A 23779-nucleotide genomic window follows, 5' to 3' on the forward strand; every position below is an offset into this window, starting at 1 on the left:
CGCCGGGCCGCGGAGCACAGCCCAGGAGGTCTCCCTGCCCAAAGCTAGAGCTCACGACGGGCGATAGGATTCGGGCGTGATCGATCCGAAGATTCTGCGCACCGACCCCGACCGCGTCCGCCGCAGCCAGGCGAAGCGAGGGGAGTCCGTCGAGCTGGTGGACGAGCTGATCGCCGCCGACGAGCGCCGACGCTCGTTGATGGCATCGTCCGAGACGGCGCGGGCCGAGCAGAAGTCGCTGTCGGCGCGGATCCCCAAGGCGTCCGGCGACGAGAAGGCCGACCTGCTGGCCCGCACCAAGCAGCTCGCGGCCGATGTGAAGCACGCGCAGGCCGAGACCGAGGCCGCGCAGGTGACCTACGACGACCTCATGCTGAAGCTCGGCAACCTCGTGATCGACGAGGTCCCCGAGGGCGGCGAGGACGACCTGTTCGTCATCGACTCCTGGGGCACCCCGCGCGACTTCGCCGCCGAGGGGTTCACTCCGCGCGACCACCTCGAGATCGGGGAGCTGCTCGACGGCATCGACATGGAGCGCGGCGCCAAGGTGTCGGGCTCGCGGTTCTACTTCCTCAAGGGGCAGGTGGCGGAGCTGGAGTTCGCCCTGCTGCAGCTCGCGATGACGAAGGCGGCCCAGTGGGGGTTCACCCCGATGGTGGTGCCGTCCCTCGTGCGTCCCGAGGCCATGGCCGGCACGGGCTTTCTCGACCAGACCGGGGACGAGGAGATCTACAAGCTCGAGCGCGACAACCTGTACCTGGTCGGGACGTCCGAGGTCGCGTTGGCCGCGTACCACTCCGACGAGATCCTCCCGGCCGACACGCTGCCGCGTCGCTACGTGGGCTGGTCGAGCTGCTTCCGCCGGGAGGCCGGCGCGTACGGCAAGGACACCCGCGGCATCTTCCGCGTGCACTGGTTCGACAAGGCCGAGATGTTCGTCTACTGCGACCCCGCCGACGCCGAGGCCGAGCACCAGAAGCTGCTGTCCTTCGAGAAGGACTTCATCACCAGCCTCGAGATCCCGTTCCAGGTTCTCGACGTGGCGGCCGGCGACCTGGGGGCGTCCGCGGCGCGCAAATACGACTGCTACGGCTGGCTGCCCACTCAGGACCGCTACCGCGAGATCACCTCGACCTCGAACTGTACGGAGTTCCAGTCGCGGCGCCTCAACACGCGCCTGCGCGACGAGGACGGCACCAGGCCGCTGGCGACCCTGAACGGCACGCTGTGCGCGATGACCCGCACGATCATCATGATCTTGGAGAACCACCAGCAGGCCGACGGCTCCGTCCGCATCCCCGAGGCGCTGCGGCCCTACTTCGGCGGACGCGAGGCCCTCACGCCCGTGCGCTGAGTCCGGCAGCCGGCGTGCAGACCGATCAGGAGGACGCGATGAGCAAGCAGCCGCAGCGGTTCCCGCGCGCCGTGTTCGACCAGGGCAGCGAGCCGGACGCCCGGTTCTCGCTCGCCAACGAGCGCACCTTCCTGGCCTGGATCCGCACCGGCCTGGCGCTGGTGGCGCTCGGCGTCGCGATCGAGGCGTTCGCCGGCCCCATCGCCGATATCCCGCGGCGGGCGGCCGCGGCCATCCTGGTGCTCGCCGGCGCCGTCGCGCCCTTGCAGGCGTGGTTCGGCTGGCGCAGGGCCGAGGTCGCGCTGCGGTTGAACAAGCCGCTGCCCAACAGCCCGGGCGGCCTCATCATCGTGACGGCCGTGGTGCTCAGCTCCGTCCTGGTGCTCTTCGGGCTGCTCACCGTCGCGTGAGGGGCGACACCATGATCACGGCAGCCCCGCACCGTCCGGACCGGCGCGCGAGGCGTCCACGATGAGCGACCGCGAGGACGCCCCGTTCGACCCGGGCCTGCAGCCCGAACGGACCAACCTTGCGTGGCGGCGCACCGGCCTGTCCCTCGTGGTGTGCGCCGCGGGCGGGCTGCGGCTGATGGTCGAGGTGCACCCGCTGCTGGCCGCGGCCGGGGCGGTGGTGATCCTCGTCGCGGCCGCGACCGTCGGCGTCGCGTCCGCCCGCAAGTATCGCAGCGTCCACGCGCTCCTGACGTCGACCGACAGCGACCGGGCGGCCATCCAGGATGGCCTGCTGCCCGCGTTCGTCGCCGCGATGGGCTTCCTCGGCGGCCTGCTGGCGCTGGCGCTGGTGCTGCTCGGCGAGGTCCCGCGATGGGCCCGCTGACCCTCCCCGCGGCCCTGACCGGGCGATCCGGACGCGACGAGCGCTGGGATCGCTGGCTCGATGGGCTGCCGCGGCTGGCGTCCGGGCTCGTCGAAGAGTGGGGGCTGACCGTCACGGGCGAGCCGCTGAGCGGGGCGGCCTCGCTGGTGCTGCCGGTGTCCGGGGAGGCTGGGGACGCGATGCTCAAGCTGGCGTTCCCCGACGAGGACGGTGCGGGCGAGATCGCGGCCCTGCAGTTGTGGGGTGGACGCGGCGCCGCCCGCCTGGTGCGCGCCGATCCCCGCCGGGACGCCCTGCTGCTCGAGCGGCTCGGCGACGAGCTCTCCACCGTGGACGTCGTCGAGGCGTGCGCGGTGGTCGCGGGGCTGTACGGCGCGCTGCACCGCCCGGCCGCCCCGCAGTTGCGCCCGGTGGCGACGCTGGTCGGGCGCTGGCTGGACGACCTCGAGGCGCTCGGACGCGGCCTCCCGGCCCCGCCGCGGTTCGTGGAGCAGGCGCTGCACGCCGGCCGGGCGCTGCTCGCCGACCCCGGCCCCGGCGTCGTCCTGCACGGGGACCTGCACTACGCCAACGTCCTACGGCGCGGCGACGAGTGGGCGGCGATCGATCCCAAGGGCTTCAACGGCGACCCGTGCTACGAGCTCGCGCCGCTGCTGTGGAACCGCTGGGAGGAGCTGTTCTGGTACGGCGACGCCGGCAACGCGATCCGGGAGCGCTTCTACGCCCTCGTCGATGGCGCCGGCCTCGACGAGCGACGCTGCCGCGACTGGGTGGTCGTCCGGTCGATGATCGGCATCTCCTGGGAGGTGCTGGCCGCCCGCCGCGCCGGCCGTCTCCTCGACGAGGACCAGCGCGCCTGGATCACCCGCTGCGTCACCACCGCCAAGGCGATGCAGGCCGTCGGGGCGGGGTGAGCCCCTGCGGCGACGGCCGGTCGCGCGGGTGACCCCCATCCGGCGGGCGGGTGAACGGCGGGGAACCGGTACGTGGTTCCGCCCGGCGTTGTGGCACGGTGGAGCGCATGACTCTCACGACCGCCGTCGACCGCACCGACCAGCCCGACCGTCCCCGGGACTGGCGGCCGCGCCTGGTCGCGCTCGACATCGACGGCACCATCGTGGACGCCGAGGGTCGCATCCCGGACGACCTGCGCGCGGCGGTGGCGGACGCGGTGGCGTCCGGGGCGCTCGTGGTGCTCAGCACGGGACGTGGTTGGCACGCCGTGCGGGACGTGTTCGACGCGCTCGGACTGCCGCCCGGGCCGGCGGTGGTCTCCAACGGCGCGGTCGTCGTCCGGTACCCGCCGCTTCGCCTCGATCGGGTGGTCACGTTCGACCCGCGCCCGGCGCTGGAGCACATCGCGGCCGAGTACCCCGAGTACCTCCTCGGCGTGGAGGTCATCGGAAAGGGCTACCTGGTCAACCGGCCGTTCCCGGACGGGGAGCTCTTGGGCGACATCGTGGTCGCCGATCTGGAGCGGCTCGCCGCCGAGCCGGCGACGCGGGTCATCGTCCGCGACCCGAACTCGACGGTGGACGATTTCGTCGAGCTCGCCGAGAAGCTCGGCCTCGGCGGGGTGACCTACGCGGTCGGCTACACGGCGTGGCTGGACATCGCGCCCGACGGCGTCGACAAGGCCAGCGGGCTCGCGCAGGTGTGCGCGGACGCCGGCATCTCCGCGGCGGACGTCCTGGCCATCGGGGACGGACGCAACGACATCGAGATGTTGCGGTTCGCGGGCCGAGGCGTCGCGGTGGGGGACGCGCCCGCCGTCGTGCAGGAGGCCGCCGACCACGTCACCGGGACGTTCGCCGACGGCGGGACGACCGCCGAACTGCGCCGCTGGTTCCCGGCGCGCTGAGCGAGCGTCCTCGGGGCCGGACGGTCCCGTCGGGGCTCAGGCGACGTGGAGGTCGCGCTCGGAAGGCCGGCGTCCGGTGACGGCCAGGGCCGTCAGCCACACCTGCTCGACGGAGACGGACGGCCGCGCCGCCTGCTGGTTCTCGGGTGCCGGGCTGCTGTTGCGCACCTTGCGCAGGTGACGCTTGACGGTCGAGGTGGAGCACCCCAGCCGCATCGCGATCTGCTCGAGCGTCTCATCCGGGTTCGCGCGGCGCAGCCGGACGACCTCGTCGCGGTCGACCGGGTGGTTGGCCTGGGCGGTGCCGGCGATGCTGTCGAGGTTCTCCTGCTTGACGCGGATGCTGAGCCGGGCGCGGATCTGGCGGCGCTGGTGAGCGGTCGTGCCCGCCACAAATCCGGCGACATCGTGGTGCAGCACAGCGTCGTACAGGCAGCGCGCGGCCAGCGGGCACTGCCCGCACACCGCCGCGGCCCGCGCGAGGAGGGTCGATTCGTAGCCGCCTGTGGGCGACACCCCGTCCTCCACCACGGGATGCTGAAACAGGTCGGCGTGCGTCACACAGCCAGTGGGAGACTGGCTGAGAGCGGTCGTCATCGGGACTCTTCCCCTTCCTAGTTCGCAAGCGCTTCATCGCTGGTCCGCCGTGGCGAGGATGACGGTGGGGTGAGCCCGGGCCCGCTAGCCTGTGGTCAGCAGGCCCTCCAGGAGTCCGGATGATGCAGCCGTTCGACCACACCCCCCACTACGTCACCAATCTCGCCGATGGCACGGTGAAGCAGATCAACCCTTTCAGTGGTACGGAAGTCTGGACAGTCCCCGGGCGGGGGAATCGACCCCTCGGAATTGAGACGGCGGACCCCCGTCGATTGGACGAAAGTGCCAAAGGTGCCTATTGTGCGTTCTGCGAAAAGCGCTACGTCGAGACCCCGCCCGAAAAGTCGCGCGTTGTGCGCCGGGGTGACGGCAGTTTCGAGACGCTGTATCGCCTCCCAGCCGAGCGCCTCTTCGACACCGTCGCAGAATTCCGGCGCATTCCGAATCTGTTCGAGATTCTGTCTTACGACTACTGGCACAAGAACTACGGCTACGAACTGCCGGCCAGGGTCGCCGAACGGCGCCAGGACTATCTGGCCTCGCAGGCGGGGTTGGCCCACGTCCTTTCGGTGATCGACATGAAGCTCCGCGCCTCCGGGCGCAGCCAGGAGCAGATCGACGCGCTGAGCGTCGAGGAGAAGGTCGCGGCGGCGTCCGGCTTCTTCGGGGGCAGCCACGATGTGGTCGTCGCCCGGCGGCACTTCCTCGACGGCGCGACCCACGAGGATCAGGTGGCCAGCTCCGGCACCCTCACCCCCGACGAGCACGCCGAGTTCATCCGCTACACCGTCGAATGCACCCGCGCGCTGTACGACCTGAACCGGTACGCCCGCTACGTGGCGGTGTTCCAGAACTGGCTCAAGCCCGCCGGGGCGTCCTTCGATCATCTGCATAAGCAACTGGTGGCCATCGACGAGCGCGGCGTCCAGCATGAGACGACGCTGGAGCGGCTGCGCCGCAACCCCAACATCTTCAACGAGGGCGCCGCCAACTACGCCTCTTACAAGAACCTGGTGATCGCCGAGAACGACCACGCGCTGATGTTCGCCGGCTTCGGGCACCGCTACCCGACCATCGAGGTCTACTCCAAGAGCGAGCATTCCGACCCGTGGGACCAGTCGCCCGACGAGATCCGGGCGATGTCCGACCTGCTGCACGCTGCGCACGCGGCCACCGGGAGCTCCGTCCCGTGCAACGAGGAGTGGCACTACCGTCCCATCGATGTCGACCTGGCGATGCCGTGGCGCGTCATGGTGAAGTGGCGGGTGTCCACGTTGGCCGGCTTTGAGGGCGCGACGAGGGTCTACGTCAACACCATCGGCCCCGAGGGCGTCCGCGATCGCGTCGTCGACAAACTGTTCCGGCTGCGGGACGAGGGGCTGATCTCGGCGAACATGCGCATCGCGTTCGAGGCCGAGTGCCGCCCGAATCCGCTGCGTTACAACCGCGTCGCGCGCTGATTCTCCGGACGCCGCTTAGCCGCGGCCGGGGCCCCAGGCAGCGGGCTCGGCGCCGAGGCGAATGGGGCCCGTCGTGAAAGCGGACGCCGCGGGGTCGGGTTGCGGCAATCGCGACATTCCACGGCTCTGCCAGAGCGGAGTTCGTGTTTCCCTTTCACTCGGCGGCTATTTCACTTTGCCTGAATGAACGTTCTGGGATCGCTCAGAATGGCGCCGTTTCCTCACAAAGTACCGGTCCCGCGAGCCGGGGACGCGCGCTCGCCGGCGCGAGCGGGGAGGGCGACCCTGGTCGGCCACCCAAGCCCTGGCTACCCTTTAGGGCGCCACGAAGGAGGCCGACCATGAGCGACCAGCCGTTACCCGCGCAGCGCCCCGCCGGCGGCGACCTATGGTCGCGCTTCACCGCCGACCCGCGCACTGCCACCACCGTGCGGGCCAGCTACGCCGACCGTGACGTCGCGAGCGAGGTGATCAACCAGGCCTACGCCGACGGACGCCTCGACCAGACAGAGCACGGGGAGCGGCTCGAACGAGCGCTCGCCGTCCGCCAGCTCGGTGAGTTCCCGCCGCTGCTGGAGGACATTCTCCCGGCCCGCACCTCGTCCGCCGTCGTCCCGACTCCCGAGGCGGAGCCCGAGCCGGCGCGCCGCTGGTCGTTGCGGGACGGCGCCGTGCGCAGCTGGATCGCGTTGGCGATCCTGTTCAACCTGATCTGGCTCGCGAGCTGGGCTTTCAGCGGGCACGCCCCCTACTACTACTGGCCGATCTGGCCGATGATCGGCACGGCGATCCCCGTGGTGCTGGCGTGGGCGTCCGGGGTCAGCTCCGAGCAGCGGGACGCCGACCGGCGCGAGAGGCGAGAGTTGCGCCGGGGCCGCTAGGTCAGAAGCCGGGGCGCGCCCCATCGTGCCTGTTTTTTCCGACCCCCCTCAGCCGCTAGGGTCCTGCGCGTGCCAGTGATCGAAGCGCGCGACCTCACCAAGGCCTACGGCGACTTCCTCGCGGTCGACCACATCTCGTTCGAGGTCGCGCCGGGGGAGTCGTTCGGCCTGCTCGGACCCAACGGCGCCGGCAAGTCCACGACGATGCGGATGATCAGCGGGTCGACCCTCCGGAGCTCCGGCGAGTTGAGCGTCCTCGCGATGGATCCCGAGCGACGCGGGCCCGAGGTGCGCGCGCACCTGGGCATCATTCCGCAGGCGGACAACCTCGACGAGGAGCTGCGCACCCGCGACAACCTGATCGTCTACGGGCGCTACTTCGGGCTGCCGCTGTCGTACCTGCGTCCCAAGGCGGACGAGCTCCTTGAGTTCGCCCAGCTCACCGACAAGGCGGGCGAGAAGGTGCAGGCGCTCTCGGGCGGCATGAAGCGCCGCCTCACGATCGCGCGCGGCCTCGTCAACGAGCCGAAGATGCTGCTGCTCGACGAGCCGACGACCGGCCTCGACCCGCAGGCCCGGCACATCCTGTGGGACCGGCTGTTCAGGCTCAAGGAGCAGGGCGTCACCCTGGTCGTCACGACGCACTTCATGGACGAGGCCGAGCAGCTGTGCGACCGGCTCATCGTCATCGACCACGGCCAGATCGTGGCCGAAGGGTCGCCGTCCGCGCTGATCCGGCAGTACTCCACCCGCGAGGTCGTCGAGGTGCGCTTCGGCTCGGAGCGCAACGCCGCGATGGAACCCGAGCTGCGCCGGCTGTGCGACCGGCTCGAGGTGCTGCCCGATCGCATCCTGCTCTACGCGGACGACGGGGAGGCGCTGCTGGAGGCGATCAACAACCGCAATCTCGCGCCGGTGACCCAGCTGGTGCGCCGGTCCTCGCTCGAGGACGTCTTCCTGCGCCTGACGGGACGGTCCCTCATTGACTGAGCCCATCGTCTCCGATCACGGCCTCGACCACTTCGCGCTGGCCGCCCGCACCCGCCGCTTCGGCGCGGTGCAGTTCCTCGACTATCGCCTCAGGGCCGAGCGGCCGTTCCTCATCACGTTCCTGACGACCGCGCTCGGCAACCCGCTGCTCTACCTCGCCGCCATGGGGCTCGGGCTGGGCGCGGTCGTGCAGCGGCCGGTGGGCGGCGTCCCTTATCTGCTGTTCGTCGCGCCCGGACTGCTGATCTCGACCGTGGTGACCACCGCCGCGAACTGGGGGACGTGGCCGATCTTCAGCGGCTTCAAGTGGGAGAAGACCTATTTCTCGGCCGGGGCCAGCCCGCTCGGGGCTCGGCAGCTGGTGCTGGGCGAGACCCTGGGCATGGTGGTGCGCCTGCTTCTGCAGGGCCTGATCTTCTGGCTGATCGGGCTGGCCTTCGGCGCGTGGGGCTCGCCCGCGTCCGTGCTGGCTGTGCCGATCGGGATCGTCGCCGGCCTGGCCATGTTCACCCCGCTGATGGCCTACTCCGCGACCTTGGAGTCGGAGGGGCTGCAGTTCAACTTCATCACCCGGCTGATCGTGATGCCCATGTTCTTGTTCGCGGGGACGTTCTTCCCACTCGAGGCGATGCCGGTGTATCTGCGCTGGATCGGCTGGGTCTCCCCGATGTGGCACGGCACCCAGCTGAGCCGGGTGGCCAGCTTCGGGCTGGACGTCCCGGGCTGGCTCATCGGCGTCCACGTGGCGTTCCTGGTCGGCTGCGCGGCCGCGGGCCTGTGGTGCGCCGACCGGACGTTCGCCCGGAGGTTGGTGAAGTGAGCGGCGACGTCCGGGTGCCCGGCCACGACGAGGCGATCGCCCCCACGCTGCGCCGCCTGCGGTCGCGGCCGAGGTGGCTGGCCGGGCTCTACGCCGGTAACGCGCGGGCCGTCATCGGGCGCGGCTTCCGGGTGATCCGCGCGCAGAACTGGGGCGTGATCGCGACCGGGTTCTTCGAGCCGGTGTTCTACCTGCTCGCCATGGGGTTGGGGATGGGGCAACTCGTCGGTGAGCTTCCCGGGCCGGACGGACGTCCCATCCCGTACGCCATGTTCATCGCCCCGGCGTTGCTCGCCACGTCCGCGATGAACGGCGCGATCTACGACTCCGTCAACAACGTCTTCTTCAAGTTGCGCTACGCGAAGCTCTACGAGGGAATGCTCGCGACGTCGCTCGGTCCCATGGACGTCGCCCTCGGCGAGATCTTCATGGCGCTGTTCCGGGGGCTGCTGTACTCGATCGGGTTCCTCGGCGTCATCACGGTGATGGGCCTGGTGACGTCGTGGTGGGCGCTGGCGATGATTCCCGTGGCGCTGCTGATCGCGCTGGGGTTCGCCTCGATCGGGATGGCGGTGACGAGCTTCATCACCGGTTTCCAGCAGCTCGACCTGGTGCCGGTGGTGCTGCTGCCGATGTTCCTGTGCTCCGCGACGCTGTACCCGATCACGGTCTATCCCGAGGCGGTGCAGTGGTTCGTGAAGGCGCTCCCCCTGTGGCACGGGGTGGAGTTGATGCGGCAGCTGTCCGTGGGGGTGTTCACGTCGATGACCGGCGTGCACGTGGCGTACTTCCTCGTGATGAGCGTCATCGGCATCGCCGTGGCGAGCCTGCGGCTGCGGCGGCTGTTCCTGCGCTGAGTCCTCCGAGCCGGGATCAGTCGGCGCCGGGGCTGGTTTCGCCGCCGGGCACCTTGGTGTAACCGCGGTCGTGATCGAGGTGCTCCGCGACGTCGGCGGCCAGCCGGTTGAGCAACTCCGCGTCCCCGGACGGGTCGTAGAGCACGAAGCCGTTGTCGTCCGTGCCGTGGAAGGTGAGCCGGCCCGGACCCTGGGTGACGCGCGTGATGCCGGCCCAGGTTCCCTCGCGCTGACCCGACCGGTCGCGGATCGAGTAGCCGCGCTCGTCGAGGGCCAGGCTCACCTGCATGCGCTTGCCGGCGACGTAGCCGAGACCGACGAGGGCGACGCCCAGCACCAGCAGGACGACGCCGATGACCGTGACGGCCACGGACCAGGCGTTCAGGTTCGCGAGGACGATCAACAGGGCGCCGACGATCGCGAGGACGGCGGCGAGCGCGTAGGCGCGAACGGCGGGACGCGCCTTGATGCGGTACGTGGTGGTCACGCGGCAAGGGTGGGATTCGAACCCACGGAGCGTTTCCGCTCGGCCGCTTTCAAGGCGGCTGCACTAGTCCACTATGCGACCTTGCCCAGTCCGCTCAGCTTACCGTCACGCCACGCCTTCCTCGCGCGACAACGCCCCGGGCACCGGACAGGTGCTGCGCCCCTGGCCCGGAGGGTGCGTGCACATCGGGACAGGAGGGTGCGTGCGCACCCGGGCACCGGACAGGTGTGCGCACCGGCACTGGAGGGTGCAGGCGCATCGGGACAGGAGGGTGCGTGCGCACCGGACAGCGGACCGGCGTGCGCCCGCGACGGGAGGGTGCCTGCGCCCGTGGATCGCCCTCCGGCGCGAGCGTGCCCGGCGGGTCTCGGGGCGCCGATGGAAGGCATAACGGGATTATCCTGCCAGTCCCTGGCGCAGCATCTTCTTTATATGGCGGTGGTAAGGGGTTTTGTCGCACAAGGGCGGGTGACGCGAAATCTAGCGGCAGGATAATCCCGTTATGAACCGGCGCCCGGGGCGGCGGGGCTCACCGGCGACGGTCTTCATCCTCCGTTGCACGGCCTTCGCCGGCTCAGCGATGCAGGTTCGGTGCGGAAGTCGCCTCCGGCGCAGGTCGCGGACGTCTGGCAGGCTGGGGCCATGCGAGCGATCACGACCGCCGACGCCGGCGGGCCAGAGGTACTGACCGTGTCCGATGTTCCGTCCCCCCAGGTGAACCGAGGGGAGCTGCTGATCGAGGTGACGGCCGCCGGGGTGAACCGCGCGGACGTCCTGCAGCGGCAGGGCCACTACCCGCCGCCGCCCGGCATCAGTGAGGTGATCGGGCTGGAGGTGTCCGGCACCGTGGCCGAGGTCGGCGAGGGCGTCGACGGCTGGAGCGTCGGCGACCCGTGCGTGGCGCTGCTCGCCGGTGGCGGCTACGCCGAATACGTCGTGGCGCCCGCGGGGCAGGTCATCCCGCCGCCCGAGGGCGTCGATCTCGTCACCGCGGCGGGGATCGTCGAGGTGGCGGCCACCGTCGTATCGAACATGGCCCACGTCAACCTGGCGGACGGCGAGACGTTCCTGGTGCACGGGGGCACGGGCGGCATCGGCAGCTTCGCCATCCAGTACGCGAAGGCCCGCGGCTGCCGCGTCGCCACCACCGCGGGCTCGCCCGACAAGGTCGAGCTCTGCCGCGAGCTCGGCGCCGACATCGCCCTCGATTACCACGACGACTGGGTCTCTGCGCTCAAGCAGGCCACGGACGGCTACGGCGCCGACGTCATCTTGGACGTCATGGGCGCGAAGTACCTGTCCGCCAACGTGAAGGCGCTGGCCCGTCTCGGACGCCTCGTCGTCATCGGCATGCAGGGCGGTGTGAAGGGCGAGCTGAACCTCAACGCCCTGCTGACCAAGTGCGCCACGGTCACCGCGACGTCGCTCCGGTTCCGTCCCCTGGACGAGAAGGCGGCCATCTGCGCTCGCGTCCGCGACGAGGTGTGGCCGCTGATCGAGCAGGGCAAGATCCGCCTCGCCGGAGAGACCCACTTCCCGATCGAGGACGTCCGCCGGGCCCACGAGCAACTCGAAGGCGGCGACAACCGGGGCAAGATCATCCTCACCCTCTGAGGAAAGAAGCGGGCCCGGGCATCAGAGGCGTCCGGGCACGCTGCCCGCGCGGTGCCGGGGCGTCGGGATGCGCGTGAACAGCCTCGCGGAACTGCTAAGGGGTGCTGCGGGCGTCCGCTACTGGGTCGGATGGTAGGCGCAGACGTCCTGGACGTCCGTGGCGGCGCTCGTCGTCGGGGACGCAGAGCCGCTCGGCGAGGCGCTCTTCGGCGCGCTGCTGGACGCCGCGGCGGACGACGGCGAGGGGGCTGCTGGCCGCGCGGGGTTCAGGGTGTCCTGGACGCGCTGGCGCACGACGTCCCAGTTCGGGTTGGTCGTCGAGAAGCCCTGCTGGTTGTTGATGAACGCGACCGACCGCATCTGCTGCCCTCGCACCTTCATCGCGAGCGGCACCAGCGACGACAGCTGTGCGCTCGGGATGTCGGTCTTGATGATCTGGCGCCCGGCCTGGGTGATCCGCTCGTAGTTCGCGATCACCGTGCCGGGATTCGCCTGTTGCACCACGGCGTTGATCACGCAGCGCTGGCGGATGCCCCGCTCGTAGTCGGTGACGCCGTAGCGTCCGCGGGCGTACCAGAGGGCGTCCATGCCGTTGAGGTGCTGGTTGGGGCCAGGGGCGAGCCAGCGGTCGGGCGGGTGGTTGATGCCCTTCTGCTTGTTGATCTCGCCGCCCATCGGCACGGGCTGGTTGACGTTCACGGTGACGCCGCCGAGGGCGTCGATGAACTGGACGAAACCGTCCATGTTGATCATCGCGTAGTAGTCGACGTCCAGGCCGAGCGCCTCCCCGACGGAGATCTTCAGTGCCTCGGCGCCCAGGTCGTCGACGCGGTGCCCGAGGATGTCGGGGCCGGTGATCTTGGGCAGGTTGTCGTACATCGAGTTGAGGAAGTAGTCGGCGTTCAGCGGGTGGCCGTCGGTGAATCCGTTCGGGAACTTCTGGTGCAGCGCGGTGCCCTCGGGGAACGGCATGCGCGCCGTCTGCCGCGGGATCTGGTACAGCACCGTGTCGCCGGTCCGCGTATTGACGGAGGCCAGGATCACCGTGTCGGTGCGGGCCCCAAGATCGATGGAACGCCCCTTACCCGAGTCGCCGCCGAGGATCAGGATGTTCAGGCGCGGCTTGTTCGCCCAGGGGTCGCGCAGCCCATCGAACGGCCCGGAGCCCGGGTTGCCCGAGGCCGGCGACGAGAAGACGTCCGAGACGAAGGACGCCTGGTCGTAGGCGCGGCGCGCGACGAAGAGCATGGGGGCCGCGATGAGAAACGACAGCAGCGCGATGACCAGGGCGCCGACGATGCGCTGCCACGCCTTGGCCGGGCGCGGACGCAGCGCCAAGTGCGTGACGATCAGCGACAGGATCCACACCACGGTCAGCACGATCAGCGCGATCCAGGCGAACGTCAGCGAGGACGGCGTCACAGCCTGGGCGATGAGCCAGTCGCGTCCGGACGTCGCCACCCACACGGCGCCCGCGATCAGCAGGATCACCCCGCCGACCATCAGGGCGCCCCACCAGCGGTAGCGGGTGCGCAGCAGCCCGGCCCCGGGAATGAGGGCACCGAGAAGGGGGTAGCCGAGGGACGCGGTGAAGTTCCGGCCCGGATCGGCGGCGTGCTGGGGCGCTTGGGCCGCCAGGTAGCTGCCGGTCGAACCCGAGCGATAAGGGAGAGAGTCCCCGTCGTCCGGCGTGCGCGCACGGCGCGGCCGCTGGGCGCGATACCCGGGACGCTCGGGGTTCATCTAGGCTTCCTCACCTGTTCGTTGATTCCGTGAGCATAGTGGCCATGAAGACACCTGTTCGTCGCCCGAGGCTACTTCGACACGCCGAGTTTTCAACTGGCGAAAGGCAGCTCCACCCGTGGCGTGCTTTTGCCGTCTCCCGACCGCACCGGTAGGGTGTCACCTTGGTAAGGAGGCGTCGCCTAGTCCGGTCTATGGCGCCCGCCTGCTAAGCGGGTTTGGGACTTAAATCCCATCGCGGGTTCAAATCCCGCCGCCTCCGCCACCGATGTCCATGGACGTCACGAACGGCCCGGCCCCCTTGGGGGAGCCGGGCCGTTCGTCGCATCGGTGTCCGGGCGTCCGGCCGGGTTCCGGCCGGACGGCGACGGGTCAGGCGTTCGCCGAGGTCGCCTGCTTCGTGGAGGCCTGATCGTTCTCCGCCGCAAGGATGCGGTCGCGCAGGGCCGCCAACTCGACCGTCATCTGCTCGGGCAGGGTCTCGCCGAAGCGCTCGAAGAAGTCCTCGGTGAGGTCAGCTTCGACGCCCCAGGCGTGCGGGTCGAGGTGGAAGATCTTCTCCATCGTCTCGTCGGACAGGTCCAGGCCGGACAGGTCGAGGTCGCCCTTCTTCGGCAGCCGGCCCGACAGGGCGTCCTCGGCGTCCAGCTCGCCCGCGACGCGCTGCAGCGCCCACTTGATCGGACGCGAGTTGTCGCCGAAGCCCGGCCACATGAACTTGCCGTTCTCGTCCTTGCGGAACCAGTTGACCTGGAAGATCTTCGGCGCCTTGTCGCCGAGGTCCTTGCCGACCTCCAGCCAGTGCGCCCAGTACTCGGCCATGTTGTAACCGCAGAACGGCAGCATGGCGAAGGGATCACGCCGCAGGGCGCCCACGGCGCCCTCGGCCGCCGCGGTCTGCTCGGAGGAGACGGTCGCGCCGACGAAGACGCCCTGCTCCCAGTTGTACGACTCGGAGATCAGCGGGACGTTGGTGGCGCGGCGTCCGCCGAACAGGATGACGTCGACGGGGACGCCGTGCGGGTCGTCCCAGTCGTCCGAGATGGACTCGGCCTGGTCGGCCGCGACCGTGAAGCGGCTGTTCGGGTGCGCCGCCGGGGTCTCGGACTCAGGCGTCCAGTCGTTGCCCTGCCAGTCGATCAGGTGCGCCGGCTTCTCGTCCGTGAGGCCCTCCCACCACACGTCGCCGTCGTCGGTGAGTGCCACGTTGGTGAAGATGACGTTCTTGTCGAGCGCGTGGAGCGCCGTCGGGTTGGTCGCCTCCGAGGTGCCGGGGGCGACGCCGAAGAATCCGGCCTCGGGGTTGATGGCGTAGAGGCGGCCGTCCTTGCCCTTGCGCATCCAGGCGATGTCGTCGCCGATGGTCTCGACCTTCATGCCCTCGATCGTCGGGCGCAGCATGGCCAGGTTGGTCTTGCCGCAGGCGGACGGGAAGGCCGCGGTCAGGTGGAAGACGCGGTCCTTGTCGTCGGTGATCTTGAGGATGAGCATGTGTTCGGCCAGCCAGCCCTCGTCGTGGGCCAGGGCGGACGCGATGCGCAGCGCGTAGCACTTCTTGCCCAGCAGCGCGTTGCCGCCGTAGCCGGAGCCGTAGGACCAAATCTCGCGGGTCTCCGGGAAGTGCGTGATGTACTTCTCGTCGTTGCACGGCCACGCGACGTCCTCGCGCGTGTTGCCGTCGGCGTCCACGAGCGGGTAGCCGACGCTGTGGACGCCCGGCACCCAGAACTCGCCCGTGGCGATCTGCTTGAGCGCGGGATCGCCCATGCGGGTCATGATGCGCATGCTGATGACGACGTAGGGGGAGTCGGTGATCTCGACGCCCAGGCGGGAGATGTCGCCACCCACCGGGCCCATCGAGAACGGGATGACGTACATCGTGCGTCCCCGCATGCAGCCGTCGAAGAGGCCCTTGAGGGTCTCCTTCATCTCCTTGGGGTCGGCCCAGTTGTTGGTGGGGCCGGCGTCCTCAGCCTTCTCGGTGCAGATGTAGGTGCGCGACTCGACGCGAGCCACGTCGGACGCGGAGGAGCGGGCCAGGTAGGAGTTGGGACGCTTCTCCTCGTTGAGCTTGATGAGGGTGCCCTGAGCGACCATCTCTTCGCAGATTCGGTCGTACTCCTCCTGCGAGCCGTCGGCCCAGTAGACGTCGGCTGGCTTCGTCAGTTGTGCGATCTCGCTGACCCAGGCGATCAGATCCTCGGGGGCGTCGGCCGGGGCACCGGCCTTGATCTGGTTGGCATCGACGGGCATGCTTCTCCTCTTTTCGCCCGCCACTGCGCTGCGGTGAGAAGCGGCGAGCATCGTTGACCCTTTAACAGAACCGCTGTACCCATCTTGCCCCATGAGACGACGGAGTGCACATCGTCCCGGGCTGAACCGCGGGCCCAGCAAATTATCTCTCGATATCAAGGTATCGCGGATCCTCCTGGCTGGCTAGGGTCGGTCCGTCCGGTGGGGCGCCCGACGCGCTCTGTCGGAGCGCTGCGGTTTTGCGCTGGGAGACCGAAGGGGTAAAGTGTCCTAACGGTTGCTGATCAGCCAAGCGCTCGTGGCTCAACGGATAGAGCATCTGACTACGGATCAGAAGGTTGGGGGTTCGAATCCCTCCGAGCGCGCCACACGCCCCGCATCGATCATTCGGTGCGGGGCATCGTGTTTCTTCTTGGGCGCTCCGCGTCGGTGGGGATCCCACGCCCGCGACCGCGGAAAAAGCTGCTGACAAGGTCAAACCGAACTCGGGGCGGCGCAGCCGAGCCCACTGGCCGGGTGCTGAGCAAACGCTTTACGCGGCATCCCTCCGGCGGTAGCGTGCACACGCTGCGCACCACCTGGGTGCTCACGGTCGCCGCCGAACCTCGGCATCGGGCTGCCGACGCTGATCCCGAACTTCCTCCCCGACGGGGTGCACGTGATCATGCACTCGGAGAACGGCATCCTCGGTACCGGGCGTTACCCGTACGAGGAGGAGGTGGACCCCGACCTGGTGAACGCCGGCAAGGAGACCGTCACGATGAACCCGGGCGGGTCGTACTTCGACTCGGCGCTGAGCTTCGCGATGATCCGCGGGGCGCACCTGGACGTCGCGGTACTCGGCGGCATGGAGGTGGCCTGCAACGGCGACCTCGCCAACTGGATGGTGCCCGGCAAGCTCGTGAAGGGCATGGGCGGCGCCATAGACCTGGTCCACGGCGCCCAGAAAGTCATCGTGCTGATGGATCACCAGAACAAGCGCGGCGAGTCGAAGGTGCTCGCGTCCTGCACGCTCCCGTTGACCGGCGAGGCCGTGGTGAAGCGGGTGATCACCAACCTGGGCGTCCTGGACTGCGCGGGCACCCACTATGTCCTGCGCGAGCTCGCTCCCGGGGTCAGCGTGGACGACATCGTGGCCGCGACGGACGCCCGGGTGGAGACCTCCCACCTGGTCGGCTCGGCCGAGGGAGAGTAGGAACTCGCGCGGCTGGGCGCTTCCGGACCCGGCGCCGGCGCCATCAAGCCCACCCGACGCCCACGCTTCCCGTGCCGCGGGAGGGTAGGGTGGCGCTGTTTGCGACTAGTGTCCCAGATGAACGGCAACGGCGCCTGGGAGGTCGCGGGATGAAGAGGCAGACGGTCCGGTGGGCAGTGCTGGGGGCAGGCCTGACGATGATGCTGGCCGGCTGCGCCGGGACCACGGCATCACCACGCGAGCAGCCCACGGTCACGGTGACCGTCGAGTCGTCGCCTAGTCCGACGATGACCGCCGGGAGGACGTCCGAGCCGGCGGCGTCGGGCTCGGCCACGAAGAGGGCCAGCAGGGCGGAGGCGGGGACGACGGTCCCCATAGGGACGGAAGAAGAGGCCGACTTCGTGAGCCCGTCGGGCCGCATCTGGTGTGGGATCACCAGGAACCGTGGGTGGTGCATGTTCCCCGACGGGATGGACCGCACCGGCATGCCGTCCGGCAAGCAGGAGTGTCGGGAAAGCTTCGGCGACTACCAGATCGTGGAGGTCTCGCCCGAGGGAGTGACCTTCCAGTGCGGCGGGGACCCGGGGTATTGGGCGGAACCGGGAGGCGTGGGCACGAGGTGGGCCGAGGGTCGTGACGTGCCCATCGTGGACAGCATGGTGAGCCTGCCCTACGGCTGGACGCTGGCCAGTCCGCGGGTCCTCTGCACGAGCGCCCGCAACGGCGTGACTGCCCGCTGGGGAAGCTGTCCGGCTTGGTCTCGCTGAGCAGCGCGTGCACGGCGAGGTACGGCGGGCGCGGACGCTGGAAGATCAGCTTCGCGGCGCCGACCGAGAGCCAGCCGATGATCGTGGCCCCCACCAGCGCGGCGGCGCAGGCGCGGTTGCGCGTCCAGACGACGAGGCCGGCCACCGCCAGCAGCACCGGCCCGACGATCGGGCCCAGGACGAACTGGATGGCCAGCGACAAGGAGACGAGCGCAGCGACACGGGAGGAGGAGATCTGCTCGTCCAGGGCCAGTTCGCCGGTGCACGGTGAGCCGAGGCGCAGCAGGACGAATCCGAGGACCAATCCGGCCGCGATCCCCAAGGTCCCCGTGACCCACCAGGGCCACGGGGACCGCCCGGCGTGCCGGACGTCCTCTCTCGTCTTCGGACGTTCGGCCAACGACGCGGACATGGGACCCCTCTCCACCTCGGGGCGGGTTCTCGCGGGTCTCGCCCGGCGACCACCCACCGTCCGCAGACACCAGGGTGGCCGCCCGCCATAAGAGGACGCTGAGTCCTGATCCGTCACCCGGGTGGCCGTCCTCAGCCTCCTCTTCGGGTGCCGCGGCACCATCGTGCGGAGAGCGGTTCTCGACGGCGCCGCGGCCCAGCGCCTCCGGATCTGGAGGGGGTGACGGTTCTGCCGGGGCCGAGAACGGAGGGGAGCATCGTGCTGGATTCCTGGCTGAGCGCCCTTCCCGCCGCGGCCGTCTACCTCGTCGTGGGACTCATGGTGGGGGCCGAAAGCCTCGGCGTGCCTCTGCCGGGCGAGACGGCGATCGTGGTCGCGGCGCTGATCACCGCCCAGCCGAACTCGTCCGTCTCGGTGACGTGGGTCGCCGTTGCCGCCATGGCCGGGGCGATCTGCGGCAACTCCGTGGGCTACGCCGTCGGGCGGCGCTTCGGGCCGCGCCTGCTGACGTTCCTGGGACGCCGGTTCCCCGCCCACTGGTCGCCCGACCACGTGGCCTACGCCGAGCACCTCTTCGGCCACTACGGCATGCGCACGGTGTTCGCGGCGCGGTTCACCGCCCTGTTGCGGATGACCGCCGGGCCCCTGGCCGGGACGCTGAAGATGCCGTACTGGCGGTTCCTGCTGGCCAACGCCTCCAGGGCGATCTGTTGGGCCGGCGGCATCACCTACCTGGTGCACCTGCTGGGAACCGCCGCGCACCGATGGATCTCCGGCGCCAGCTGGGTGCTGTTGGCCGTCATCGTTCTCGCCGTCCTCGGGTTCGGGAGGCTGGCCGCGCGCGCGTTCCAGCACGGGCTGAAGCGCTTCCTGGCCGAGCGCGCCGAGGCGTAAGGCGAGCCGCCGCGGCGATGCTCGACCGTCGGCCGGTTCAGTCGGCGGTGACCTCGACGGTCTCGCCGGCGAAGAAGTGCTCCACGGCGATGAGCGGACGGCCGCCGGCGCGGTCGGCGTCCACACCCCGAACGCGCAGTGCGGGGTCCCCGGGGTTGACCGGCAAGACGTCGGCGACCCGGGCGTCCGCGCAGACGGCCGCGAAACTGCGGGGTCCCTGCAGCGTCTCCAGTCCGTAGCGTTCGCGCAGCACGCTCTCCAGCCGACCCGAGGACGGCCACCAGTCGGCGATGTCGCCCAGGACATCCGAACGGAACCAAGCGAACGTGAGCCCCCAGGGTGCCCCGTCGACGAGCAGGACGGTGGTGAGCAGGACGGCGGCGTCCTCGGTGCCGAAACCGGCGTGCGGGGGAGCGATCTCCTGGCGCACGTCCAGAAGCCTCAGGGTGACGGGGACTCCGCCGTCCCGCAGCTGGGCGTCGAGGCCGACGCTGTGGTCGAGACGTACCAGGCGCCGCGGTGGCTGCTCGCGCAGGAACGTCCCCTTGCCCTGGTGGGCGTAGATCAAGCCGCGGCGGGTCAGGGAGCCCAGCGCCTCGCGGACCGTCAGCCGGTTCACCCCGAACCGCTCGGCGAGGGACGCCGTGCTGGGCAGTCGGCCGCCGGGTTCGAGGTGGGTCAGGATCGTCGCCTCGATCGCCGCCGCGATCTGGAGGTAGCGGGGCTCGGAGGCGGTCATGCGGGTTCCTTGCGGGGAGGGGCTGTCCCGGTGGGCTGGTTCCCTGTGTAGGCACCGGAGGTGTGGTCGATGCGACGCCTGGGCGAGGGGCCGGTGAACGCTGGGTGACGGGTCGGGGCCCGGGCTAGGTTGGCGGGGTGATCATCGTGCTGCCGCCGTCGGAGGGCAAGGCCCGCAGATCTCGGGGACGCCCCATGGCGCCGGATGCCCTGTCCTTCCCCGAGCTCGCGGACGCCCGCGCGCGCGTCGCCGACGCCCTCTCCGAGGCAAGCGCGGCCCCGGACGCCGCCCGGCGGCTGAAGGTCGGGCCCGCGGTCGAGCACGAGCTCGTCGACAACCTCAACCAGCGCACCCTGCCCGCGCTGCCCGGGTCGCGGCTGTTCACCGGCGTCCTGTTCGACGCGCTCGATTTCGCCTCGCTCACGCCCGGGCAGAAGCGGCGGGCGCACGCGTCCGTGCTGGTCGTGACCGCGTTGCATGGGGCGCTCCGGCTGGGCGACGCGGTGGCGCCGTTCCGGGTGTCGATGGGCGTCGATCTGCCCGGCATCGGTGGGCTGGCGGCGTTCTGGCGTCCGCTGCTGGCCGAGGCGCTGGCCCCGGTCGTCGCCGGGCAGCTCGTCGTCGACTGCCGCTCCACGGACTACCGAGCCGCCTGGCGTGCCACCGCCGATCAGGCGGAGCACTGGGTGCAGGTCGACGTGCCGGGGGCGTCCCATGGGGCCAAGCACACCCGGGGGCTGGTGGCGCGGCGGCTGTTGCAGGCGGGCCCGGTGCGCCGTCCCGAGGCCCTCCCGGACGCCCTCGGCGCCGGCTTCCGCGTGGACCTGGCGGCGCCGGGGCGTCCGGCCCAACCGTGGCGGGCGCTCGTCACTCGCGTCGCGGATCCGGACGCTGTGGGCGCTTGAGCGGCAGCCCAGGCCGGGTCACGGACTGCTCGTCCTCGTCGGCGTTGATCATGAAGTGCGCGGCCCGGGTGAGGTAGTCACGCAGCTCGAACTCGTCCTCGGGGTCGAGGCCGAGCGAGTCCACCGCCGCGTTCATGTGCGTCAGCCAGCGGTCGCGCTGGGCCGGGGTGACCTTGAACGGCATGTGCCGCATGCGCAGCCGGGGATGCCCGCGCCGCTCGGAGTAGGTCTTGGGGCCGCCCCAGTACTGCTCGAGGAACATCCGCAGCCGCTCCTCGGCCGGCCCCAAGTCGTCCTCGGGGTACAGCGCGCGCAGCGGCGGATCCTGCGCGACCCCCTCGTAGAAGCGCTTGGTCAGCCGAGCGAACGTCTCGGCGCCGCCGACCCGGTCGTAGAAACTCTCCTGCGTCACCGTGCCAGTCTTCCAGACCGGCGTGAGCCGGTCCGGCCGGTGCGGGACGGCGTCCCAGTGGCCGCCGCGTGCGGCGTCCTGAGACGATGTCCCTATGGAGGACATTCCCGAGGAGATGCGGTTCCACACGCGCAAGTGGGTGCGGCCGGAGGATCTGAACGCCAACGGCACGCTGTTCGGCGGCTCGCTGCTGAGGTGGATCGACGAGGAAGCGACGATCTACACGATCGTCCAGCTCGGCAACAACCGGGTCGTCACGAAGCTGATGAGCGAGATCAACTTCGTCTCGTCGGCTTGGGAGGGCGACCTCATCGAGATGGGCCTCTACCCGACGGACTTCGGCCGCAGTTCGCTGACCCTTCGCTGTGTGGTGCGCAACATGTTCACCAAGCAGGTCATCCTTGACGTGGCGCGCATCGTGTTCGTGTCGCTGGACGAGGACGGCCGCCCCGCGCCGCACGGCTACACCACGATCACCTACGACCGCGATCGCATCCCGCAGCGGATGCGTCCGATCCCGAAGCCGCACCCCTGAGGGCCCCGTCCCCGGCTGGAGGGGGGCCAGCCTTGTATACAAGCCTGTCACCCATGCGGGTCCTGTAATCGTCGGCCCCCGCCGTGAAAGAGTGAGGAGCGACCAAGAAGGACCATTCGGGGGGCAGTAAAAAATGACTACGCTGGGCGTGTTCGGCGCGGGCGCAATGGGAGCGAACCACGTTCGGGCGGCGCGTGCGCTGCGTGAATGGGATGACGTGATCGTCGTCGACGTGGACGAGGACAAGAGCCGGGCCGTCGCGGAACGCAACGGTTTCCGGGCCGGAGAAGACATGGACGACGTGCTGACGTCGATCGACGCCGCGATCGTCGCGGTGCCCAGCGACGTGCACGAACAGGTCGTCGTGCCGCTGCTGCGGCAGAACATCGACGTGCTGCTGGAGAAGCCGGTGGCCGCCGAGCTGGACGCGGCCGAGCGCATCGCCGAGGTGGCCGCCACGAGCCGCTCGAAGGTGCTCGTCGGGCACGTCGAGCGCTTCAACTCCGCGGTGTCGGAGTTGCTGAGCTGGGCGCCGGGAGCCCAGCACGTCGAGTTCCGCCGGGTGTCGCCGGCTGGGGGCCGCGCGCTGGGCGACGTCGTGAGCGACCTGATGGTGCACGACCTCGACCTGCTGCTGGCGATCGCGCGGAGCCGTGACGGGCACGACGGCATCAAGAACCTGTGCGCTCAGTGGAGCGCCAATTCCGAGGAGATGTGCTCGACGCTGATCGAGACCGACGGCGGGCTGACGTCCACGGTCGTGGCGAGCCGCATGCACCAGATGAAGGACCGCAAGATCATCCTGACGTGCTCGGACGCCGTGATCGTCGCCGACATGGTGCGCCAGCAGGTGTCGGTGCACCGCATGGACCGGGTGGAGTTCACCGACGAGGGGGGCTTCGTCCGCTACCGGCAGACGGGCTCGACCGAGATCCCGTTCCTCGACAACGGCGAGCCGTTGCAGCGCGAGCAGCGCCACTTCTACCAGGTCGTGTCGGGCGAGGCCGAGCCGATCGTGTCGCTGGCGGACGGCCTGGCCGCCATGCGCCTCGTGGAGCAGGTGCGCTGCGCGGCGTCCCACTGCGCGAAGGCGCCGGCGCTGGCGTCCTGACCCGACGACGGACAGCGAAGCGGGGCACCCTCAGTGGGTGCCCCGCTCGTCGTTGTCGGGGACCGAGTCGACCGCCCGGGCGGCCTCACTCGCGGAGGTCGTCGACGTTCTCGCGGTACCAGGCGACGGTGTCGGTGATGCCCTGCTCGAGGGAGATCTTGGGCGACCAGCCGGCGTCGCGCAGCGTGCTGACGTCCAGCAACTTGCGCGGGGTGCCGTCGGGCTTCGAGGTGTCCCACTCCAGCTCGCCCTCGTAGCCGACGATGCGCGCGACCAGCTCGGAGAGCTTCTTGATGGTGATGTCCTCGCCGGTCCCGACGTTGACCTGCTGTGGGCCGTCGTAGTGGTCCATCAGGTAGAGGCAGGCGTCCGCCATGTCGTCGACGTGCAGGAACTCGCGGCGCGGCGAGCCGGTGCCCCAGTTCGTCACGCTGGACGCCCCGTCCCGAGCCGCCTCGTCGAAGCGGCGGATCAGCGCCGGCAGCACGTGCGAGCCGGTGCGCGAGAAGTTGTCGCCGGGGCCGTACAGATTGGTCGGCATCGCCGAGATCCACGGCAGTCCGTACTGCTTACGCACCGACTGCACCTGCATGATGCCGGCGATCTTCGCGACCGCGTAGGCGTCGTTGGTGGGCTCGAGGTGGCCGGTCATCAGGCTGTCCTCGCGGATGGGCTGCTCGGCGAACTTCGGGTAGATGCAGGACGAGCCGAGGAACAGCACGCGCTCGACGCCCTGCTCGAGGGCGGCGTCCATGACGTTGACCTGGATGCGCAGGTTCTCGCTGAGGAAATCGACGGGGTAGGTGTCGTTCGCCATGATGCCGCCGACCTTCGCCGCGGCCAGGAACACGCTGCGCGGCTTGGTCTCGGCGAAGAACCGGCGGACGGCGTCGCGGTCGCGCAGGTCGAGCTCGGACGAGGTCCGCGTGACGAGGTCGGTGAAACCGTCGGCTTCGAGCCGCCGCAGGATCGCCGATCCGACGAGGCCGCGGTGGCCGGCGACGTAGGTGCGGGCCGTCCGGTCGAGGGGCTCGTTGGTGTAGGTGACGTCCACG

General features: G+C 70.1%; 24 protein-coding genes and 3 tRNA genes. 19 read left to right on the top strand and 8 right to left on the bottom strand.

Translation table 11 applies throughout. From position 1 onward, the window contains the following. Window positions 1-76: 76 nt before the first annotated feature. The 5 genes from serS (at window position 77) to BN1187_RS05910 (ending at window position 4052) form a co-directional block, all read left to right on the top strand. Window positions 77-1354, top strand: coding sequence for a serine--tRNA ligase (serS, locus tag BN1187_RS05890; protein ID WP_040159489.1), 1278 nt, complete (start codon window positions 77-79; stop codon window positions 1352-1354). A gap of 38 nt (window positions 1355-1392) precedes the next feature. Next, a complete protein-coding gene (locus BN1187_RS05895) occupies window positions 1393-1764 on the top strand; it encodes a YidH family protein (protein WP_040160159.1) in 372 nt (123 codons plus the stop codon). 61 nt (window positions 1765-1825) lie between these two features. Continuing rightward, on the top strand, window positions 1826-2191 hold the full coding sequence (locus tag BN1187_RS05900) for a DUF202 domain-containing protein (protein ID WP_040159490.1): 366 nt from the start codon (window positions 1826-1828) through the stop codon (window positions 2189-2191). Beyond that, on the top strand, window positions 2179-3105 hold the full coding sequence (locus tag BN1187_RS05905; protein WP_040159492.1) for an aminoglycoside phosphotransferase family protein: 927 nt from the start codon (window positions 2179-2181) through the stop codon (window positions 3103-3105). The genes BN1187_RS05900 and BN1187_RS05905 overlap by 13 nt, the downstream gene beginning before the upstream one ends. Window positions 3106-3278: 173 nt before the next feature. Beyond that, window positions 3279-4052 carry an HAD family hydrolase gene (locus BN1187_RS05910; RefSeq protein ID WP_040160161.1) on the top strand — a complete coding sequence of 258 codons (774 nt, stop codon included), beginning with the start codon at window positions 3279-3281 and terminating at the stop codon, window positions 4050-4052. Window positions 4053-4088: 36 nt separating this feature from the next. Here BN1187_RS05910 and BN1187_RS05915 read toward each other — a convergent pair whose 3' ends face one another. Beyond that, window positions 4089-4649, bottom strand: coding sequence for a WhiB family transcriptional regulator (locus BN1187_RS05915; protein WP_072041967.1), 561 nt, complete (start codon window positions 4647-4649; stop codon window positions 4089-4091). Window positions 4650-4771: 122 nt separating this feature from the next. Between BN1187_RS05915 and BN1187_RS05920 the strand changes: the two genes are divergently transcribed. The 5 genes from BN1187_RS05920 to BN1187_RS05940 all read left to right on the top strand — a co-directional run bounded on the left by BN1187_RS05920 (window position 4772) and on the right by BN1187_RS05940 (window position 9657). Continuing rightward, a complete protein-coding gene (locus tag BN1187_RS05920; RefSeq protein ID WP_173424971.1) occupies window positions 4772-6109 on the top strand; it encodes a DUF4921 family protein in 1338 nt (445 codons plus the stop codon). Between the two features lie 341 nt (window positions 6110-6450). Then, on the top strand, window positions 6451-6990 hold the full coding sequence (locus BN1187_RS05925; RefSeq protein ID WP_040159498.1) for a DUF1707 SHOCT-like domain-containing protein: 540 nt from the start codon (window positions 6451-6453) through the stop codon (window positions 6988-6990). Window positions 6991-7059: 69 nt separating this feature from the next. Next, window positions 7060-7980 (top strand): ABC transporter ATP-binding protein, encoded by a 921-nt coding sequence (locus BN1187_RS05930; RefSeq protein WP_052462352.1) that lies wholly within the window; start codon window positions 7060-7062, stop codon window positions 7978-7980. Then, window positions 7973-8800: an ABC transporter permease gene (locus BN1187_RS05935; RefSeq protein WP_052462353.1), complete on the top strand. Its 828-nt coding sequence runs from the start codon at window positions 7973-7975 to the stop codon at window positions 8798-8800. Before BN1187_RS05930 ends, BN1187_RS05935 begins: the two co-directional genes overlap by 8 nt. Further along, window positions 8797-9657, top strand: coding sequence for an ABC transporter permease (locus tag BN1187_RS05940; RefSeq protein WP_082034521.1), 861 nt, complete (start codon window positions 8797-8799; stop codon window positions 9655-9657). The genes BN1187_RS05935 and BN1187_RS05940 overlap by 4 nt, the downstream gene beginning before the upstream one ends. 16 nt (window positions 9658-9673) lie before the next feature. On the opposite strand, the gene BN1187_RS05945 is transcribed toward BN1187_RS05940, so the two are convergent. Together BN1187_RS05945 and BN1187_RS05950 are read right to left on the bottom strand one after the other, a co-directional pair. Then, complete coding sequence (locus BN1187_RS05945; protein WP_072041968.1) at window positions 9674-10144, bottom strand: hypothetical protein; 471 nt, start codon at window positions 10142-10144, stop codon at window positions 9674-9676. A 1-nt stretch (window position 10145) separates the two neighbouring features. Next, a tRNA-Ser gene (locus tag BN1187_RS05950) sits at window positions 10146-10230 on the bottom strand. A gap of 556 nt (window positions 10231-10786) precedes the next feature. On the opposite strand from BN1187_RS05950, the gene BN1187_RS05955 reads away from it, so the two are divergent. Further along, window positions 10787-11758, top strand: a complete 972-nt coding sequence (locus tag BN1187_RS05955) for an NAD(P)H-quinone oxidoreductase (protein WP_040159504.1) — start codon at window positions 10787-10789, stop codon at window positions 11756-11758. 117 nt (window positions 11759-11875) lie between these two features. Here BN1187_RS05955 and BN1187_RS05960 read toward each other — a convergent pair whose 3' ends face one another. After that, complete coding sequence (locus tag BN1187_RS05960; protein WP_082034522.1) at window positions 11876-13501, bottom strand: LCP family glycopolymer transferase; 1626 nt, start codon at window positions 13499-13501, stop codon at window positions 11876-11878. Between the two features lie 171 nt (window positions 13502-13672). On the opposite strand from BN1187_RS05960, the gene BN1187_RS05965 reads away from it, so the two are divergent. Then, window positions 13673-13766: transfer RNA gene (locus BN1187_RS05965), tRNA-Ser, on the top strand. A gap of 107 nt (window positions 13767-13873) precedes the next feature. Here BN1187_RS05965 and BN1187_RS05970 read toward each other — a convergent pair. Further along, window positions 13874-15754 (bottom strand): phosphoenolpyruvate carboxykinase (GTP), encoded by a 1881-nt coding sequence (locus BN1187_RS05970; RefSeq protein ID WP_052462354.1) that lies wholly within the window; start codon window positions 15752-15754, stop codon window positions 13874-13876. Window positions 15755-16046: 292 nt separating this feature from the next. Here BN1187_RS05970 and BN1187_RS05975 point away from each other — a divergent pair. From BN1187_RS05975 to BN1187_RS05995, 4 genes are all read left to right on the top strand, one after another. After that, window positions 16047-16122, top strand: a tRNA-Arg gene (locus BN1187_RS05975). A gap of 242 nt (window positions 16123-16364) precedes the next feature. Continuing rightward, complete coding sequence (locus BN1187_RS05980; protein WP_261795276.1) at window positions 16365-16949, top strand: 3-oxoacid CoA-transferase subunit B; 585 nt, start codon at window positions 16365-16367, stop codon at window positions 16947-16949. 149 nt (window positions 16950-17098) lie between these two features. Beyond that, window positions 17099-17716, top strand: coding sequence for a hypothetical protein (locus BN1187_RS05985; protein WP_040159505.1), 618 nt, complete (start codon window positions 17099-17101; stop codon window positions 17714-17716). Window positions 17717-18386: 670 nt separating this feature from the next. Next, window positions 18387-19022, top strand: a complete 636-nt coding sequence (locus BN1187_RS05995; RefSeq protein WP_097677308.1) for a DedA family protein — start codon at window positions 18387-18389, stop codon at window positions 19020-19022. Between the two features lie 37 nt (window positions 19023-19059). On the opposite strand, the gene BN1187_RS06000 is transcribed toward BN1187_RS05995, so the two are convergent. Then, window positions 19060-19761 (bottom strand): GntR family transcriptional regulator, encoded by a 702-nt coding sequence (locus tag BN1187_RS06000; protein WP_040159509.1) that lies wholly within the window; start codon window positions 19759-19761, stop codon window positions 19060-19062. A gap of 137 nt (window positions 19762-19898) precedes the next feature. Here BN1187_RS06000 and BN1187_RS06005 point away from each other — a divergent pair, with 137 nt between their 5' ends. Continuing rightward, window positions 19899-20666, top strand: coding sequence for a YaaA family protein (locus BN1187_RS06005; protein ID WP_040159511.1), 768 nt, complete (start codon window positions 19899-19901; stop codon window positions 20664-20666). Here the strand turns inward: BN1187_RS06005 and BN1187_RS06010 are convergent. Beyond that, window positions 20629-21078 (bottom strand): globin, encoded by a 450-nt coding sequence (locus tag BN1187_RS06010; RefSeq protein ID WP_052462356.1) that lies wholly within the window; start codon window positions 21076-21078, stop codon window positions 20629-20631. The two genes, BN1187_RS06005 and BN1187_RS06010, sit on opposite strands and share 38 nt — an antisense overlap. A 94-nt stretch (window positions 21079-21172) precedes the next feature. Here BN1187_RS06010 and BN1187_RS06015 point away from each other — a divergent pair, with 94 nt between their 5' ends. Beyond that, complete coding sequence (locus BN1187_RS06015; protein WP_082034523.1) at window positions 21173-21613, top strand: acyl-CoA thioesterase; 441 nt, start codon at window positions 21173-21175, stop codon at window positions 21611-21613. Between the two features lie 133 nt (window positions 21614-21746). Further along, window positions 21747-22724 (top strand): Gfo/Idh/MocA family protein, encoded by a 978-nt coding sequence (locus BN1187_RS06020; RefSeq protein WP_082034524.1) that lies wholly within the window; start codon window positions 21747-21749, stop codon window positions 22722-22724. A gap of 85 nt (window positions 22725-22809) precedes the next feature. On the opposite strand, the gene BN1187_RS06025 is transcribed toward BN1187_RS06020, so the two are convergent. Beyond that, window positions 22810-23778 (bottom strand): GDP-L-fucose synthase family protein, encoded by a 969-nt coding sequence (locus tag BN1187_RS06025; protein WP_218184573.1) that lies wholly within the window; start codon window positions 23776-23778, stop codon window positions 22810-22812. Window position 23779 lies beyond the last annotated feature (1 nt).

Origin of the sequence: Nigerium massiliense (genome assembly GCF_000826085.1) — a bacterium.
Classification (GTDB): Bacteria; Actinomycetota; Actinomycetes; order Propionibacteriales; family Propionibacteriaceae; genus Propioniciclava; species Propioniciclava massiliense.

Bases quoted from the DNA above. Each gene is read 5' to 3' on its own strand.
- BN1187_RS05895 (WP_040160159.1), top strand. From the start codon at position 1,393: ATGAGCAAGCAGCCGCAGCGGTTCCCGCGCGCCGTGTTCGACCAGGGC.
- BN1187_RS05900 (WP_040159490.1), top strand. From the start codon at position 1,826: ATGAGCGACCGCGAGGACGCCCCGTTCGACCCGGGCCTGCAGCCCGAA.
- BN1187_RS05905 (WP_040159492.1), top strand. From the start codon at position 2,179: ATGGGCCCGCTGACCCTCCCCGCGGCCCTGACCGGGCGATCCGGACGC.
- BN1187_RS05915 (WP_072041967.1), bottom strand. From the start codon at position 4,649: ATGACGACCGCTCTCAGCCAGTCTCCCACTGGCTGTGTGACGCACGCC.
- BN1187_RS05920 (WP_173424971.1), top strand. From the start codon at position 4,772: ATGCAGCCGTTCGACCACACCCCCCACTACGTCACCAATCTCGCCGAT.
- BN1187_RS05925 (WP_040159498.1), top strand. From the start codon at position 6,451: ATGAGCGACCAGCCGTTACCCGCGCAGCGCCCCGCCGGCGGCGACCTA.
- BN1187_RS05955 (WP_040159504.1), top strand. From the start codon at position 10,787: ATGCGAGCGATCACGACCGCCGACGCCGGCGGGCCAGAGGTACTGACC.
- BN1187_RS05960 (WP_082034522.1), bottom strand. From the start codon at position 13,501: ATGAACCCCGAGCGTCCCGGGTATCGCGCCCAGCGGCCGCGCCGTGCG.
- BN1187_RS05970 (WP_052462354.1), bottom strand. From the start codon at position 15,754: ATGCCCGTCGATGCCAACCAGATCAAGGCCGGTGCCCCGGCCGACGCC.
- BN1187_RS05985 (WP_040159505.1), top strand. From the start codon at position 17,099: ATGAAGAGGCAGACGGTCCGGTGGGCAGTGCTGGGGGCAGGCCTGACG.
- BN1187_RS06000 (WP_040159509.1), bottom strand. From the start codon at position 19,761: ATGACCGCCTCCGAGCCCCGCTACCTCCAGATCGCGGCGGCGATCGAG.
- BN1187_RS06015 (WP_082034523.1), top strand. From the start codon at position 21,173: ATGGAGGACATTCCCGAGGAGATGCGGTTCCACACGCGCAAGTGGGTG.
- BN1187_RS06020 (WP_082034524.1), top strand. From the start codon at position 21,747: ATGACTACGCTGGGCGTGTTCGGCGCGGGCGCAATGGGAGCGAACCAC.